Annotated in this window: 15 protein-coding genes; 5 read left to right on the plus strand and 10 right to left on the minus strand. The window is 57.9% G+C overall.

Annotated features, from left to right (window positions below; all coding sequences use genetic code 11):
• Positions 1 to 150: 150 nt before the first annotated feature.
• The 3 genes from tssC to tssA all read right to left on the minus strand — a co-directional run bounded on the left by tssC (position 151) and on the right by tssA (position 3789).
• Positions 151 to 1635, minus strand: coding sequence for a type VI secretion system contractile sheath large subunit (gene tssC, locus RGU44_RS09330; protein ID WP_322216807.1), 1485 nt, complete (start codon positions 1633 to 1635; stop codon positions 151 to 153).
• 3 nt (positions 1636 to 1638) lie between these two features.
• Complete coding sequence (tssB, locus tag RGU44_RS09335) at positions 1639 to 2136, minus strand: type VI secretion system contractile sheath small subunit (RefSeq protein ID WP_219060056.1); 498 nt, start codon at positions 2134 to 2136, stop codon at positions 1639 to 1641.
• Positions 2137 to 2235: 99 nt separating this feature from the next.
• Positions 2236 to 3789, minus strand: coding sequence for a type VI secretion system protein TssA (gene tssA, locus RGU44_RS09340; RefSeq protein ID WP_322216809.1), 1554 nt, complete (start codon positions 3787 to 3789; stop codon positions 2236 to 2238).
• A gap of 637 nt (positions 3790 to 4426) precedes the next feature.
• On the opposite strand from tssA, the gene RGU44_RS09345 reads away from it, so the two are divergent.
• Positions 4427 to 5446 (plus strand): helix-turn-helix domain-containing protein, encoded by a 1020-nt coding sequence (locus tag RGU44_RS09345; protein WP_322178827.1) that lies wholly within the window; start codon positions 4427 to 4429, stop codon positions 5444 to 5446.
• Positions 5447 to 5525: 79 nt separating this feature from the next.
• Here RGU44_RS09345 and RGU44_RS09350 read toward each other — a convergent pair whose 3' ends face one another.
• Complete coding sequence (locus RGU44_RS09350; protein WP_322216812.1) at positions 5526 to 6086, minus strand: nitroreductase family protein; 561 nt, start codon at positions 6084 to 6086, stop codon at positions 5526 to 5528.
• 342 nt (positions 6087 to 6428) lie between these two features.
• On the opposite strand from RGU44_RS09350, the gene RGU44_RS09355 reads away from it, so the two are divergent.
• The 3 genes from RGU44_RS09355 to RGU44_RS09365 are packed head-to-tail and all read left to right on the plus strand — an operon-like array spanning position 6429 to position 10857.
• Positions 6429 to 7247: a polysaccharide deacetylase family protein gene (locus tag RGU44_RS09355; RefSeq protein ID WP_322178825.1), complete on the plus strand. Its 819-nt coding sequence runs from the start codon at positions 6429 to 6431 to the stop codon at positions 7245 to 7247.
• A complete protein-coding gene (locus RGU44_RS09360) occupies positions 7244 to 8515 on the plus strand; it encodes a putative glycoside hydrolase (protein WP_322216814.1) in 1272 nt (423 codons plus the stop codon). The genes RGU44_RS09355 and RGU44_RS09360 overlap by 4 nt, the downstream gene beginning before the upstream one ends.
• On the plus strand, positions 8467 to 10857 hold the full coding sequence (locus RGU44_RS09365; protein ID WP_322216816.1) for a serine hydrolase: 2391 nt from the start codon (positions 8467 to 8469) through the stop codon (positions 10855 to 10857). The genes RGU44_RS09360 and RGU44_RS09365 overlap by 49 nt, the downstream gene beginning before the upstream one ends.
• Before the next feature lie 155 nt (positions 10858 to 11012).
• On the opposite strand, the gene RGU44_RS09370 is transcribed toward RGU44_RS09365, so the two are convergent.
• The gene (locus RGU44_RS09370) at positions 11013 to 11516 is read right to left on the minus strand and encodes an ABC transporter permease (RefSeq protein WP_322216818.1); all 504 of its coding nucleotides are present in this window, start codon (positions 11514 to 11516) and stop codon (positions 11013 to 11015) included.
• A gap of 21 nt (positions 11517 to 11537) precedes the next feature.
• On the opposite strand from RGU44_RS09370, the gene RGU44_RS09375 reads away from it, so the two are divergent.
• Positions 11538 to 11732 carry a LysR family transcriptional regulator gene (locus RGU44_RS09375; protein WP_322216821.1) on the plus strand — a complete coding sequence of 65 codons (195 nt, stop codon included), beginning with the start codon at positions 11538 to 11540 and terminating at the stop codon, positions 11730 to 11732.
• Positions 11733 to 12478: 746 nt separating this feature from the next.
• Here the strand turns inward: RGU44_RS09375 and RGU44_RS09380 are convergent.
• The 5 genes from RGU44_RS09380 to RGU44_RS09400 form a co-directional block, all read right to left on the minus strand.
• Complete coding sequence (locus RGU44_RS09380) at positions 12479 to 13588, minus strand: glycine betaine/L-proline ABC transporter ATP-binding protein (protein ID WP_322216825.1); 1110 nt, start codon at positions 13586 to 13588, stop codon at positions 12479 to 12481.
• On the minus strand, positions 13578 to 14441 hold the full coding sequence (locus RGU44_RS09385; protein WP_407074621.1) for an ABC transporter permease: 864 nt from the start codon (positions 14439 to 14441) through the stop codon (positions 13578 to 13580). The genes RGU44_RS09380 and RGU44_RS09385 overlap by 11 nt, the downstream gene beginning before the upstream one ends.
• Before the next feature lie 154 nt (positions 14442 to 14595).
• Positions 14596 to 14814 carry a glycine betaine ABC transporter substrate-binding protein gene (locus RGU44_RS09390; protein ID WP_322216829.1) on the minus strand — a complete coding sequence of 73 codons (219 nt, stop codon included), beginning with the start codon at positions 14812 to 14814 and terminating at the stop codon, positions 14596 to 14598.
• On the minus strand, positions 14811 to 15509 hold the full coding sequence (locus RGU44_RS09395; RefSeq protein ID WP_322216832.1) for a glycine betaine ABC transporter substrate-binding protein: 699 nt from the start codon (positions 15507 to 15509) through the stop codon (positions 14811 to 14813). Before RGU44_RS09395 ends, RGU44_RS09390 begins: the two co-directional genes overlap by 4 nt.
• A 41-nt stretch (positions 15510 to 15550) precedes the next feature.
• Positions 15551 to 16390, minus strand: coding sequence for a pyrroline-5-carboxylate reductase family protein (locus RGU44_RS09400; RefSeq protein ID WP_322178818.1), 840 nt, complete (start codon positions 16388 to 16390; stop codon positions 15551 to 15553).
• Between the last annotated feature and the right edge of the window lie 20 nt (positions 16391 to 16410).

The raw sequence follows: 16410 nt of genomic DNA on the forward strand, positions 1-16410 counted from the left end.
CCGGGTTTAATCAGTTAGTTTTCAGGCACCGATCAGAACGTGTGGCCCTGTGTCGTTGCGTTGAATCCATCTTATGGAACCCCCGAGGCGATGACCCTCGGGTGAACACCTGAACGAACGACATTTAAGTCATTCGTTCGCTCTGCCAAATCAGCTCTTGTCGAGCTTGCCGACCAGCGACAACGTGAAAGAAGCGCCCATGTACTTGAAGTGCGGACGAACCTTCAAACCTACGCGGTACCAGCCTGGATCGCCGTCAACGTCGCTGACGGTAATGTCGGCCTGACGCAATGGACGGCGGCTGCGTACACCGGCCGCAGGGTTATCCATGTCGGCCACGTACTGACGAATCCAGGTGTTGAGTTCAGATTCCAAGTCACCACGCTCTTTCCAGGTACCGATGTTTTCGCGCTGAATGACCTTGATGTAGTGCGCCAGGCGGCTGACCACGAAGATGTATGGCAGCTGGGTGCCGAGCTTGTAGTTCAGCTCAGCTTCCTTGCCTTCTTTGTCATTGCCGAAAAACTTGGGCTTCTGGCACGAGTTGGCGGAAAAGAACGCCGCGTTATCGGTGTTCTTGCGCATGGTCAGCGCGATGAAACCTTGCTCGGCCAGCTCGAACTCGCGGCGCTCGGAGATGAGCACTTCGGTCGGAATTTTGGTCTGGGTTTCACCCATGGCTTCATAGTTGTAGATCGGCAAGTCGCCGACCGTGCCCCCGCCCTGCGGACCGATCACGTTGGCGCACCAACGGTACTGGGCAAAGCTGTCAGACAAGCGGCTGGCAAACGCAAACGCGGCGTTGCCCCACAGGAAATCGTTGTTACCACCACTGACGCTTTCGTTGTAACGGAAGGTCTTGGCCGGAACAGTGTCCTCGCCGTAAGGCGTGCGCAGCAAAAAGTGCGGCAAGGTCAGACCGACAAAACGGGCATCATCGCTTTCACGGAACGCGTTCCACTTGGTGAACTGCGGGCCTTCAAAGACCGCTTGCAGATCCTTCAGATTGGGCAAGTCCGCAAAGCTGTCGATACCAAAGAACTGTGGGCCAGCCGAGGCAATGAATGGCGTATGGGACATGGCCGAAATGGAGGCGACCGATTGCAGGAGCTTCATGTCCTGCGCGCCGGGATTGAACTCGTAGTTACCGATGATGGAGCCGAACGGCTGACCACCGAACTGGCCAAACTCAACGGTGTACACCGCCTTGTACAGACCCGAGCGGGTGATTTCAGGAGCATCTTCGAAATCTTCGAGCAACTTTTCCTTGGAGACGCTAAGAATCTCCAGCTTGTTGTTCTCACGGAAATCCGTACGGTCGACCAGAAACTTCAGCGAGCGCCATGACGACTCAAGCTTCTGAAACTTCTCGTTGTGAATGATGGCGTCGACCTGACGGCAAAGCTTGGCGTCCAGTGTGGCGATCATGTCGTCGATCAGCCCCGCGCTGACTTTCTCGGTCTGCCTTGCCGGTTCGAGCAGCTCGGTGACGAAGGCTTCGAGTCCCTGACGGGTAACCGCATAAGCTTCATCGCCCGGCTTGACGCGGGCGGCTTCTACCAACTGATCCAGCAACGAAACGGACTCGACCGCTTGACCAGTGCTGCTCGCGGCCTGACTTTTTTCTTCACTCATGGGTTATTCCTTGTCCTTTACGCCGAGTTCCGAGAGCAGGCGCTCGCGGGCACCGTCATCGTTCATCAGGGCCTGAAGTTGCTTGCGAAATTCCGGCAGGTTGCCCATCGGGCCTTTGAGCGCCTTGAGCGAGTCACGCAGGGCAATCAGCTGCTGCAGCTCAGGAACCTGGGCAACGATGGCATCGGGCTCGAAGTCGCGAATGGACTGGAAAGTGAGCGACACAGGAATCTGCTCGTCTTCCGGGGCGTTCTCCGCCAGACGATTGGGCACCGCCAACTGCAGGCTCAGGTTTTGCCCCTTGAGCACATCGGTGAAGTTGTCTTTGTCAACGCGGATCGGCTTGAGGTCTTCAACCGGCGTGTCGTCTTCACGCAAGGTGAAGTCACCGATAACCAGTTGCTTCAGAGGCAGCTCAACCTGCTCTTGGGCGCCACCGGTGTCGGAGCTGTACACAATGTTGACGCGTTCTTTAGGCGCGACTGAACCTTCACTAGCCATTTAATCTCACTCCTGTTTAGCGGGCTCGCTCAACGCAGCCGTTAGAAAACCCATGGCATTGATATGCGTATGTCTGTCAGGTATCGCGTATTGCTGAACTCAACTTGCCTGTGGACTGGCCAGACGCCAGAAAGCGGGCAAATCCATGGCGGCCAACTGCTGCGCCCATACCGTTTTTGAACCGCCATCCTCTTGAACCAACGCCAGTTCCAATAAAGGCCGAACCAGATCCGGTTCCCAACGATCCAACCCCTGCTCCGTTGCTTCTTGCAGCAATACATCCAGGGCCACTCGCAACTGGGCACGGGGCTCGAAACGGTGCAGCAACTCGCATTGGGCACGGCGCAAACGGAACCGGTCGCGGCCACTGCCGGCCTCGCGCAGGCTCGCTTGCAGGCTGGCCAATGCATCGTTCAGACGTCCGTCAGCGGCTTCTCGCCCTGCACCGTCAATCAGCGTTTGCACAGCATCCCCAGCCCCAGCGCTGACCGCCGGGGCCAACCCTTCGAGCCAGCTACGCGTTGCCCCATCGGCGAACGGCTGACCGTCGGCGAAGGTGAGTTCGACCAGCGACGGCAGGCGTGCCAGAAAATGCCGAGTCTCCAGGGAAAGGCTCGCAAGCCCGGCCAGGGAGCCTGAGCCGAGGCGCGAAAGCGCTGCATGACTGGCTCGATTAAGGTCAAGCCAAAATGGATACGTGTTCAGCCGGCCTTCGCAAAAACGCACAATATCCAGCGGCTCGCCAGCGCTCTGCAACCGGCTGAAACTCTGCAGTTCGGCTTCCGAAGGTGGAGGAATACGTGTGGTGTTGCCTTGCGCGGGCGGAGCCTGCTGCAAGGTGGTCCAGGCCGACTGTCGGTTCAGGCGAAACAGCAACGGCAACGTCGGACGAGCGTCGAGACAAAATGCTACCAGCGGCGTTAACGACGCAAACACAGCGTCTACGGCGCTCTCAATCGCCTCATCGTTTTCAAAGCTGTCCAATACATGGACCGGAGCAAGCGTCGGCGGTGCCTTGCCGGGTACCGAAGTAGACTGCGGAACCGGTACTGCCACGGCGATAGACTCGACCGGCTGAACAGGCTCAGGCGCAACAAATGCTGGCTCGGCGCTGGCCTGCACGGGCAGTTGTGACAACCGTCGACGCAACGCAAAGAAACTCGGACCATCAGCGTCCTTGTCGCGCCAAAAACGATCGATGGCGTCCCAGTTTTCGAGCAAGACAGCCAACTGATCGCCAGGCACCGGTTCGAAGCTTTCTTCGACCTTCGCCGTGAGCCATTCGAGCATCCATTCGGCCTGGTTACGCCGAGCACGCAATCGGGCTGGTGGTGGCGTCAACGTGTCCCAGTACTGCTCGAGCATTTCGCGCAGTACGTGTACCCCGGTCGCAAGGCCAGCTATACCGTTGAGCGTGGTCCAGGCACACAACAACCAGACCGCGGCATTGAAATCCTTGCCTTCCTCGCGAAGAACTTTTGCGCAGGTGTCAGCCACTTTCTGCCAGTCCACTCCGGATTCGGCATGAATATTGGTCAGCTTTTCAACTTCAATTTGCGCCAGCGAAAAGGCAGCGCCTTCTCGAGGATTGGCGCCAGCCGGACTGGCCACGCTGATCGCAAACGAACCCAACTCCTGATCGAGACAACTCATCCGTCATTCCTGCTACATCGATATGCCGCTTGATACACCGTCATGCACGCAAAAGAACTTTGCTGTCGATGCCCAGATCACTGCTGCACTTAAGGCATTATTTCCAATGACTAATTAATCAAATAGATGTCAACTCACTCGACCCAACGCCCCATTAAGAGCGTGCGATGGCCGCCGACTAAACCGCCGGACAAGAATGCGCTGACACCCCCGTCGGCAACATCAGGTGAACACCTGAATTGATCTGCGCCGCGTCTTTAACAGCGCACCACCGAAGAGCAAAAAAAGACTGTCGCCCTTATTCAGTGCAAAAAAACACCTGACAAACTCAAATAAAAATAACTGTTTTAAAATACGAACCTGCACGGAACTTATCAGGCTTTTTTTGTACGGCTTGACCGTGCGTTGCAGTTTTTGAACTATTTTTAGCCTATGCGGTATCCCCTATACCGTATGAGTAGCATGGGGTTCCTGTAGCGAAAGCGGAAAAACTTTCATAGCGCTGAAAAAAAGCAGGTACGCACGGGTCCGTACAGCGATAATGGCTGCCTAAATGAAACCTCGGCCTACATTCAGTGGGCGCCATTCCGGTCCGGTTATCGATGCAAACCTTGATCTACTGGTCAGCAGTGAAGTTATGAACAGTCTCGCGTCAACTCAATCGCTTCAACTCCCATTCGGTGCACGCCAGGCTCCCGATCACTTCAATGTCAGCGCGGAGCCAGTCTCCAATCAGTTTTTGGCCTGGCGCCGTCGGGTTGGGCACGTCATTGACGCACTGCCCTCGTCCAAGTCAGTCGAGTCACCTTTTAACGGCTGTATCGATCGTTATACGTTAGGGGCTCGACTGTTCACCGATTGCTCGAGTGACGCCTTGCTGCTTGATCGCTCGGTCGCACGCATCTCGACGGACAGCGTCCGGGATTACGTTTTCCAAGTGTTCACCGAGGGCGGTATTGACTCTATTCAGGGCGGGGGCCTTGAAAGCCGCAACCCCGTTCAGGCCAGCATTGTCGCCATGGACATGAACCAACCGATAAGAATGCACCGAAGCCATTGTCGGGTACTGACATTCTTCGTACCGCGACCGATAGTGGACGCCGCGCTACCACACGCAGAGTCGATCCATGGCCGCGTCTTCGCCAATACAACACCACTTACCCAACTGATGATCGAGCATGTCGCGACACTCTCGAAACGTCTGCCAAACATGAATCCAAATCAAGCAACGACAGCGTTCGATATCGGCATTCAGTTAATGCTCGGCGCATTTGCCAAACAGGCCAAACTGGGGGGCAACGTCAGGGCGGCGGCGCGTAGCGCAATGTTCGACAAAGCCAGACGCTATGTGCAAGACAACCTGTATCAACCCTGGTTGACACCGGAGAGCGTTCTGTCGGCGGTACAATTGCAACGCCATACGCTGTATCGGCTGTTCCAGCATGAGGGCGGATTGGGCCGCTACATCCGTAATTGCCGACTGCGTGAAGCAGCAGACGAATTGGTGCGATACCCCAATCGGCAGGTTATTGAAATCGCTTACAGCCTGGGCTTCAAAAGCGCCTCGGACTTTACCCGCGCTTTCAGCCGCAGTTATGGCATGTCCCCGCAGGACCATCGCATCATGGCTGCACAGCGAAAGTGTGAGCCTGTATAAGGCAGCAGCATAGCCACTGCCTGAAGCACTTAGTGATGCGACCTATTGACGGGAACGACCCCATAACGCGTCGCCCTGGTCAGCCAATCCAGCGGACCTCTGGCTCCTTGTGCTTAACGGGGACAGGCACGGATTTCGGGTGGCCAACAATGATTGGCGCAACCGGCTTCCACTCGGCGGGAAGACCAAGTGCATGCTTCCCCTCCGGTGTATTAAGAAAACTTTGGGCGAAACCGATCCAACAGGTGCCTAGCCCTTCAGCGTACGCGGCGAGCATCAGATTCTCGGCAGCCAATGCGCAGTCTTCGACGACCCACTGACCTTGCGTGTTCCCCGAAATCAAGATGAGTGCCGGCGCGTGGTAGAAGATCTGGAAATTTGGATCATTGAGCATTGAATGAAAGTGCTCGGACTGGGTTGCTGCGGGCATCGTCGCGAGCATGCAGGCCTTCGCTTCGCGCGAGACTCGATCCAGCAGTCCTTGATCGCGTATCACCGTGAACGTCCACGGTTGTTGGTTTACCGCGCTGGGCGCATGGGCTGCGGCGTTAATCAATCGACGAATGATTTGTTCACCAACGGGTTCTGTCGTGTACTCCCGTGTCGAGCGGCGCCCCAAAATCGCGTCGTTGATATTCATGTTGGCAAGCCTCAAATAGTGTCGTTTCACAACGTCGCCCGCCAACGACGATTCAACATTGATTTAGATCAAATCAAGGCGGGACCAGCCTCTCCCCTCGTTTCGTCTAGCACTCGCGCCAACCTGAGCGGCTCCACGTTGCGCGACATTGATCTGCATCAGAAGGACGATGCGCGTTCAACGCACACTGGATACGCCTCGCTCTCGCGAGACACGCAACGCGGGTGAAAATGACTCACGCAGGAGTACAGATATGTACGAAAAAACCATGGCGTGTATCGACGGTAGCCCCGCGTTCCGCCCGATCCTGCTGGCGCCAACCACGGACCCCGGGTTGCTTATATGAGCCGCTTGATCCGGCTTTTGGTGTACACCGTGCTGGTGTGCATCTGCGAGCTTGCCTGGGGATCGGACGAAGCTGCTCAGAGCGCCGAATCGCGCGTCACAATCCTCGTTTACCACCGTTTTTCGGAGACGGCGGACGACTCCATGACCGTCCGCATGAGCACCTTCGAAACCCAGTTACGTGTCCTGCGCGAGCATGGCTACCACATCGTGCCGCTGCGCGAGGTGGTCGGCTGGCTGCGGGATCCCAATGCGACGTTACCGCCGAAGCCAGTGGCGATCACCGTCGACGACGGGCATCGTTCGGTATTCGACAAACTGCTGCCCGTCGTGTTGCGCGAGCGGTTTCCGGTCACGCTGTTTATCTATCCATCGGCGATCTCGAACGCGTCCTATGCGCTGACCTGGGAGCAATTGCGTACATTGAGACAGACCGGGCTCATTGACATCCAGTCGCATACGTTCTGGCATCCCAATTTCAACGTCGAGCGCCGACACCGTACGCCGGCGGATTTCCAGCAATTCGTCCGCACACAACTCGACAAATCGCGTCAACGTATCGAGTCGCAAACCGGTGCCCATGTCGACATGCTCGCGTGGCCGTTCGGCATCTACGACGACGAGTTGATCGCGCTCGCCTCCGAAGAGGGTTACACAGTCGCCGTCACACTGGAGGCGCACAAGGCAGACCGGCACGCGCGGCTGCTCGCATTGCCACGTTTTCTGATGACCGATGCCTACGGCACAAGGGCGTTCGCGCACTTGCTCGGCGAACCGGACTCACTGCCGATGCCCGCAGCGGGGAACGCACGATGACCTTCATCCGCGTATTCAGGCGACACGCGATCCCGGCGCTGCTGGCCGTCACTGCCCTGCTGACCGAGCAAGGCGCCCTGGCCGTCACCGGTGTCGTGCTCGACTCGAGTACGCGAAATCCACTTGCCGGCGCGATCATCACGACGTCGGCCGGTGTGACGCGAACCGACGAACACGGCCGGTTCGAGACCGCTCACTCGGCCGAGAGCGTCGCGGCCCGCGCCCCAGGGTATCTGCGTACCGAGGCCAAAGTGTCCGGTGAAACGCCCGTGATGCTCACGCTGACCCCGTTTCGCCCGAAAGCGGTCTATCTGTCGGTGTTCGGCGTGACCAGCGCGACTCTGCGCAACAAGGCCGTCAGCCTTGCTGACAGCACCGTGATCAATGCACTCGTCATCGACGTCAAGGGCGACCGCGGCCTGACGCCCTATCGCAGTGCGGCGCGCGAGGCAATTGGCGCGGCGGCCCGAGTAACCACGCGCGCAGCACAGGAACAGGACTTTCCGGCGCTGCTTGCCAGGCTGCATACGCAACACCTGTATTTGATCGCACGCATCGTGGTACTCAAGGACGACCCACTGGCCGACGCGCATCCGGAGTGGAGCGTGCACACCGCAGAAGGCACGCCGTGGCGTGATCGCGAGAACCTGCAATGGATGGATCCGTTTTCGCACGACGTATGGCAGCACAATCTCGATGTCGCCGAGGAGGCGGCACGGATGGGCTTCGACGAGGTCCAGTTCGACTATGTGCGCTTTCCCGACAAGAGCGGGCTACGCTTTGCCCTGCCGAACACTCGGGCCAACCGGACTGCGGCAATCGTCGGCTTCCTGCAGGCCGCACGCACACGGCTAGCGCCCTACAACGTATTCGTTTCCGCAGACATCTTCGGCTACGTCTGCTGGAATCTCGACGATACCGCGATCGGCCAGCAAATCGAATTGCTAGGCGAGCCGCTCGACTATATTTCGCCAATACTGTACCCGTCCGGTTTCACCTGGGGGCTGCCGGGCTTAACCAACCCGATCACTGATCCCGGTCAGATCGTCAGGCGCTCCCTGGCGGAGGCGGTGCATCGCACCCATCTACCGGGCGTGCGTTTTCGTCCGTGGCTACAGGCCTTTCGCGACTATGCGTTCGACCATCGCCTGTTTGACGCGGCGGCGATCAGTGCCCAGATAACCGCTGCCGACGCAGCTGGCACCAATGGATGGATGTTATGGAACCCGCGCAATCACTACGACGCCGCCGATTTGCCGCTCCGTTGATCGGTGCGCTGAAGCGCTGGGCGATACTGGTTGGAATGGCGACGGCGGTGCAGATCGCGAGCGCCGCCGATTTCGATACGGCGGCGCGTCTGCAAGCCGCACAGATCGTCGAGGGACAGATCGCCGCCGGACGCGTTCCGGGTGCCGTCGTCCTGATTGGGGACGCCACGCACGTGCTCTATCGCCAAGCCTTTGGACAACGCGCGACGAGGCCCGACCCCGAGCCGATGACGCTGAGCACCGAATTCGATCTCGCGTCGCTGACCAAGGTCATCGCGACCACCACGGCAATCATGCAACTGGCCGAAGCACACCGCATCGACCTAGACGTACCTGTTGTGCAGTATTGGCCCGCTTTTGCGGCGAACGGCAAAGACGCGGTGACGGTGCGTCACCTGCTTGCGCACACCTCAGGGCTGCTGCCAGACCTGCCTGCGCGGCCACGGCATCCGGGCCGCGAAGGCGTATTGAGCGCTATCGCTGCGCAGCGTCTACGCAGCGCACCAGGCGAACGCGTCATCTACAGTGATCTGAATTTCGTGGTGCTCGGCGAACTGGTCGAGCGCATCACCCACCTTCCGCTCGACGCGTATTGCCGGGCTCACATCTTCGGACCGCTCGGTATGCGCGACACGGTCTTTGTGCCGAACGCAGGGCAAGTGGCACGCAGTGCGCCGACGATCGCCAACAAGGCCGGCATCCGCCGCGGCCGCGTGCACGATCCGACGGCCCAATGGATGGGCGGCGTATCCGGCAACGCCGGGCTGTTTTCCACGGCGGACGACCTCGCCCGCTTCGCGCAGATGATGCTGAACGAGGGGCGCGCGGGTACCCAGCAGATTCTGCGACCAGCGAGCATCGCCGCGCTCGCGGCTGCCGCCTCGCCACTCGCGACCGCGCCGTGGCGCGGCCTCGGCTGGGATCTGGCGGCACCGTTCGCGCCGAACCATGACCGCCTGCCGCCGATTGGCATCATCGGCCACACCGGATACACCGGCACGGGCCTGTGGATCGATCTGGTGACGCGCCAATTCATCGTCATCCTGACCAACCGCGTATACCCCGACGACAGCGGCGACGCGCGCCCGCTTCGTGCGCAGTTGCTTGCGCTGCTGGCAAGCCGGGCCGCGTCGGCGAACGTCGCGCAAATCGGCCGGTTGCTGCCGTCGGCATTGCCAGCGCTGCGTGCCGCCGATCGCCTGCCAACCTCGACGGGGCCGGTGCAGACCGGCATCGATGTGCTCGAGGCGCAGCGGTTTGCACCGCTCGCTGGCATGCGCGTGGGCTTGATCACCAATCGCAGCGGCTTCGACGCCGAGGGCAGGCGCACCATCGACGTACTCGCGCACGCGCCAGGCGTCAGGCTGGCAGCGCTGTTCTCGCCTGAACATGGGCTGAACATCGACATGGACGAGCGAGTCGGCGACACACTCGACACGGCGACGGGCCTTACCGTACACAGTCTCTATGGCGCGGCGCGGCGCTTCCCGACCAGTTCGCTGTACGGACTGGATGCGCTGATCTTCGACATTCAGGATGCCGGCGTGCGCTTCTTCACCTATGAGACGACACTTGGCTACGCTCTCGAGGCCGCAGCGGCGCGTGGCATTCCGCTGTTCGTGCTGGATCGGCCCGATCCGCTCGGTGCGCAGCGATTCGGCGGACCGGTACTGGACAGCCGCCACGAATCGTTCACCGGCTATTTCCCTGCACCGCTGCAGCCCGGCATGACGATCGGCGAGCTGGCGAGTCTTTTCAACCGCAACAAGCACATTGGTGCAGATCTGCGCGTCGTGCCGATGCAGGGGTACCGACGCACGATGGCCTTCGCAGACACCGGTCTCGGTTGGGTGCCGCTATCGCCGAACCTGCGCACGCTGCCCCAGCTCGATCTATACCCGGATGTCGGTTTGCTCGAAGGCGCGAATCTGAGTGTGGGTCGTGGCACACCGCATCCGTTCGAGTGGATCGGCGCACCGTGGATCGACGCGACTCGGCTCGCACACACGCTGAATGCGCTTGACGTCGGCGCGCATTTCGAGCCGCTCGACTTCGTCCCCACCGAGTCAACCTGGCACGGTCAGCTCTGCCATGGCGTGAGCATCGCTCGTGACGCAGTGCCAGCGCGACGTCCCATAGCGAGCCTGGGATTGGCGCTGCTTGCCACACTGCACGCGCTCTATCCCGACACGTTCAATCTTACTGCGACCCGCGATTCGATCGGCTCGCAAACAGTGTGGCAAGCGATTCGTGACGGTGCTGCGCCTGACGCCGCGCAAGCGCTCGACTCAGCACCGCTTGAGCGCTTCGCGCGACTACGGCAGGAAAATTTGCGTTATTGACTTCGACACTGTGCGCAACCCGTGCAGCCTGTAGTCAACGTCGACACCCTAGCAATAGCGGTGCACTCGCAACGCGTATGCCCAGTCCGTAGATCAAGCGAACCACATTGGCTCGACCGGCTCGAAATCAATACTGAGAGGTTTACCCACCAAGGCTAGCGAGCCAACCCTGGGTAGAGCCTGGAGGCCAGCAGCAAAAGAATGGCAAAAACAAACAGCATCACCGAAAAACTCGTACTCACAGCATAAACACTGTTGCCGCCGACAATCATGGCCCCGCGCAACGCGTCCACCAAATAGGTCAGCGGGTTGCACACCGCAATGACTTTCAACCAACCAGGCATCAGTTCCAATGGATAAATAGCATTCGACGCAAAAAAAAACGGCATGGTCAATACCTGGCCGATCCCCATAAAACGCTCACGGGTTTTGACGATGCAAGCAATGACCAGAGAAAAGGTCGAAAAAATACAGGAGCCGACGAACACACCCGCGGCAACGGTGAAAATCGGCAGCAACTCCCATCTGATTTCCACCTGCAAAGCGATAGCTATCAGATAGACCACGATAGCTTGCACCAGCCCGCGGAGACCGGCGGCAAAAGCCTTGACGAAGGCGGCGGAGTCATAGCCTTTGTCTGTCAAGGCTGCATCGGACATAAAGCCGTCAACCTGGGCTGCTTGGGTGGAGAACCCAAGGGTGAAAAGTCACTGAACCAAGCGGCCGTGGCAATCGACGTACCGCAATCAATGATCAGCCGTCATATTTCCCAACTGGAACGTGAATGGGGAGTGAAGCTATTCAATCACTCCTGCGCGAAGACGATGTATCGGCTTCGGAAGAGTCGGTACTGGTGCAGCCCAAACTCATGCTGAGTCGGCCGTGCGTAAGCGTCTGGCCACGGCATCAACGCCAATCTCGTGCGCAAATGGATACCACTTTACCGCGATGTTGACGGTAAAAACCTGCCGGCTTTTATTCCGTTGAACATGGAGCCAATCGCCCCCACCCTCGGCACACTAAGCACCTTCCATCAACCACCCTCTTCATTCTCCTCTTCTTCGCCCTTCCCCTGCGCTTCCTAGGTCACGGGCATTTCCTCACAGTCCTGTTGCCAAAGTTGGTTCGGGTTGTTAGCAACTTGTCGCGACCGGCAGCAACCGGCCGATTCTGTTAAAACGCCAACCTTGGCTTCCACGGTAGAAAATACGCGCCTGAGATTGAAATCCTTACTTTGGGCAGAGGCTACCCGGGCTCAGATTTCACATAGCAGCGTGCAAAAATGGCGTTTTCACCAGCCAATATCCGAGCAGTTTGATCGGTCCGACTTTGTAAACACAACAGGCCAAAGCAGACTGTATTACACAAGGAACCTTGAACATGAAAATCCCCCGACACACGCACCACCGACAACGCTCAACGGATGGTGTAAGGCTCCGTTTGCAGCTTCGGGCCACCTTCGTTGTCTGTTTCCTGATTTACGTATGCAGGTGTCCCACTATTACTACGGTATCGCATCGAACGTGGTGCATGACGCACGATTTTTTACCAACGCCTGGGACACGAACTCGTCAGACAAAACCCAGGCACAATGTTACCGACTGGGCAAAAACGAAGATAATTACTCTTCGGCGAGCCGTGTCGCTTTCGCCGCGGTTCGTAGCTGAACCACCTGCGATTCCTCACTCACTGTCGAGGTGACCATCGTCGCAATAATCGACTTCAGCGCCAACTGCCCCACAGGCCGACCCTGGCTGTCAGTGACCACCAATTCATCGAGTCCCGCTTCAACCAGTCGTTTGACCGCAGACTCGAGTGACGTCCCCATGGGCACTGCAAGCATTGTTCCGGCCTTCACCCTAACAAAAGGACGCATGATTGCCTCGACGCTGATCACCCGGCCACGGTTCACTTCCTTGACGAAGTTAGCAATGTAATCGTCGGCAGGACTCATGACGATCTCCTGCCGGGTGCCTTGTTGCACCACCTCACCGTCACGCAAGATCGCGATACGATCACCTATGCGCAGCGCCTCATCAAGATCATGGGTAATGAACACGATGGTCTTCCTGATCTCTTTTTGCAGATCCAGAAGCACCGATTGCATGTCCATGCGGATTAACGGATCAAGTGCCGAGAACGCTTCATCCATCAACAGGATCGGCGCATCGCTGGCCAGTGCCCGGGCCAGGCCGACACGTTGCTGCATGCCTCCGGACAGCTGATTGGGATAGCGCCCCTCGTAACCGTTGAGCCCAACCCGATCCAGCCAGCCCCTGGCGATCTCTACTTGCCTGCCACGAGGCAATCCCTGGATCTCCAGACCATAGACTGCGTTGTCGAGCACGGTCCGGTTCGGTAGTAGCGCGAACTTCTGAAACACCATGGAAATGCTATGCCGGCGAAATTCCCGTAGGTCGCTCGGGCTCATCTTGAGCACATTCACGCCACCGACGATGACTTCGCCGGCCGTGGGTTCGATCAATCGGTTGATGTGGCGGATCAAGGTCGATTTGCCCGACCCGGAAAGCCCCATGATCACCTGAATGCCTCCAGAGGGCATGTTGATATTGATGTCCTTCAAACCCAGCACATGACTGTGATTGCTCAGCAACTCAGCCTTGCTCATGCCCTGTTTGACCCGCTCGATACTGGCTTGCGCCTGGTAACCGAAAATCTTATAGAGATGCTTGATTTCGATGCCGAAATCGTTGGTCAGATTAGTGGCCATGAACCATCTCCAGATGCTTTTGCAATCTTCTGCCGTAGGCTTGGCTGACCCGGTCGAAGATCACCGCAATGCCTACAATGGCCAGGCCGTTGAACATGCCCAAGGTGAAGTATTGGTTGGAAATGGCTTTGAGCACCGGTTGCCCGAGCCCCTGAACCCCGATCATCGACGCGATGACCACCATGGCCAGCGCCATCATAATCGTCTGGTTGATGCCAGCCATGATCGATGGCAATGCCAGAGGTAACTGGACGTTTTTCAGTTTCTGCCAACCGGACGAACCAAAAGCGTCGGCGCACTCCAGCATCTCGGCATCGACGTGGCGGATGCCGAGATTGGTCAGACGAATCATCGGTGGCAAAGCATAGACCACCACCGCAATCAGCCCCGCGACCTTGCCGATGCCCAGTAACATCACCACCGGAATCAGGTAGACAAAACTCGGCAGAGTCTGCATTACGTCGAGTACCGGGCTGACCAGGTTCTGCAGACGATTAGAGCGGGCCATGGCAATGCCGGTCGGCAAGCCGATGACAATGGATATCACGGTGCAAACGAAGATCATCGACAGAGTTTTCATCGTGTCGGTCCACATGTCCAGATACCCGATCGCCATCAGCGTGAGCACGCAACCCAGGACAATTTTCCAGCTGCGGCTGGCGAACCAGGCAATCAAGGCAACCAGCAAAATGATAATCGGCCATGGCGTCGTGGTCATGAACCTTTCGGACTGATTGAGGAAAGTTTGCAACGGCTGGAAAAAAACTTCGAAGCTATCGCCGTAGGTGCTGGTGAAATTGCGAAAGGCACCGTCGATGGCCTTTTTCAAAGCCCGAAGTCTTTCGTCCTCCATATGTGGAAAGCCTAATAGCCACTCCATAACATTCCCCTTTTGTAGAAGACCGTAAGAACGCTGGCAGGTCATTTCAATACACGGGTGTTTTTATTTTTATCGGCGCGCAAGGGGCAATGCAGCATGCCGCAACGGGCTGCATTGACCCGAGGGTTTAAAGCGCAGCCTTGATCTTGCCAGACGCTTCGGGAGTGACCCACTGACGCCAGAGTGCTTCGTTGTTTTTCAGGAAGTACTTGGCCCCTTCCTCGCCGGTGGCCTGGTTATCGGTCATCCAGGCAATCAGTTTGTTCACCGTTTCGTTGGACCAGGCGCGCTTGTTCAGGTACGCCATGACGTTTGGCGAACGAGTGGAGAAGGACTTGGTGGTCAAGGTAAATACCCGATCGATCGGCCAGCCATTGGGTACTTGCCCAACAAGGCGGTGGGTGCCCAATAAAACCCCAGCCAAGGCGCCTTGCGCTCGTAGGCTTTGGCAATGGACCCGTCCAGCGCCGCCGCCGAACCGGTGTCAACCAGCACAAAACCGGCCTTTTCAAACCCGTAGGCTTTGTAGAACTGGGCCGTTACCACGGTGCCGCCCCAACCTTGCGGGCCGTTGTAGATCGCGCCTTTTTTTACGTCGTCAGGGGCCGGGAAGAGTTCGGGATGCTTCTTCACATCGTCGAAACTCTTGATGTCCGGATGGGCATCGGCGATGTATTTCGGAATCCACCAGCCTTGAGAGCCACCGTCGGATAACGAGCTCGCTGCCTGAACCAGATTACCGCTTTGAATACCCGTCTTGGCGACCTCAGGAACCAGGTCGATCCAACCTTCAGGGGCGATATCGGGCCGACCTTTTTCGACCATTGAGGTGATGGTTGGTACTGTATCCCCCGTCACCAGATCGGCATTACAACCGTAGCCTGCATTGAGAATCAGCTTGTCAACGTTGGCCATCACTTCAGCCGATTGCCAGTTCATGTTGGCGATCGTCACATCACCACACTCAGACGCTGATACCCAACCACTGAAGGCCATGATCCCTAGTGCAAGTCCTGTCTTCGAGAAAAACTTTATATTCATAAACGCTAACCTCGATTGCGGCCAGAGTTAAGGAGGGCCAACTACCGCGTCATTGGACCTTCTTTCGTGTCAGCAGAATGGGCAATTGGACTCATCGAACTGGCGACTGAGGTCGCCGAATCCAGACCTGCTTTTATTGTTTTATCGAAGCCGTTTGCAATCATGGCTTCGAGGCCCGCAGCTGTGACGCCGCGATAGCTGACGAACGCTTGCAGGAGTTCATCGACGGAGTGTCCATTGCCGATCAGTTGGCTGGCATCCACCACCACCGCATTGGCTGCGCGTCGGGCAATGGCGGGAGGCAAGCCACTGTTCACGGCATGTTGGAACAGGCTGCGAGCCAGCAACGCCGGGTAAGCAGGCCCTGTTCCCACCAGCGCTGTCAGGTAATTCAACTGGTGTTCGGTGAAGACTTCATCGGCGCTGCCGAAGATTTCGAACAGCCGCTGGGCGAACGCTTTCTGCTCGTCGGTGACCTCTTGCGTGACCAACCAGGGCGTATAGGACCTGCCGATCTCTGCGGCGGCATTGACCATGGCGCGAATCACCTGCCGACTGCCAGTACGCTGCATCACGTCTTCCAGGGACACGCCGGCCATCAACGAAATCACCAGTCGGTTTTCAGCAAAAATCTTTACATCGACAAACTGCTCGGGGCGTACGGACACGATGACCACATCACAACGTTCCACCAGTTCCTGATTGTTGCGCGTTACCATCACCTGCGACCACTTGGGACTCGATAATGGATTGCTTGCGGAGCGGTTCGAAAGCACCAACGCACCGGGCTGGATAAAAGCCCTGTCGAGCATCGCCTGGGCTATCGAGCGGCCAAGCCATCCCGATCCGCCGATAATACCTATCGTGGGCTCGTCGAACATTTTGAACCTGCCTTCGTCAG

It is taken from the genome of Pseudomonas sp. 5C2 (assembly GCF_034314155.1).
Classification (GTDB): Bacteria; Pseudomonadota; Gammaproteobacteria; order Pseudomonadales; family Pseudomonadaceae; genus Aquipseudomonas.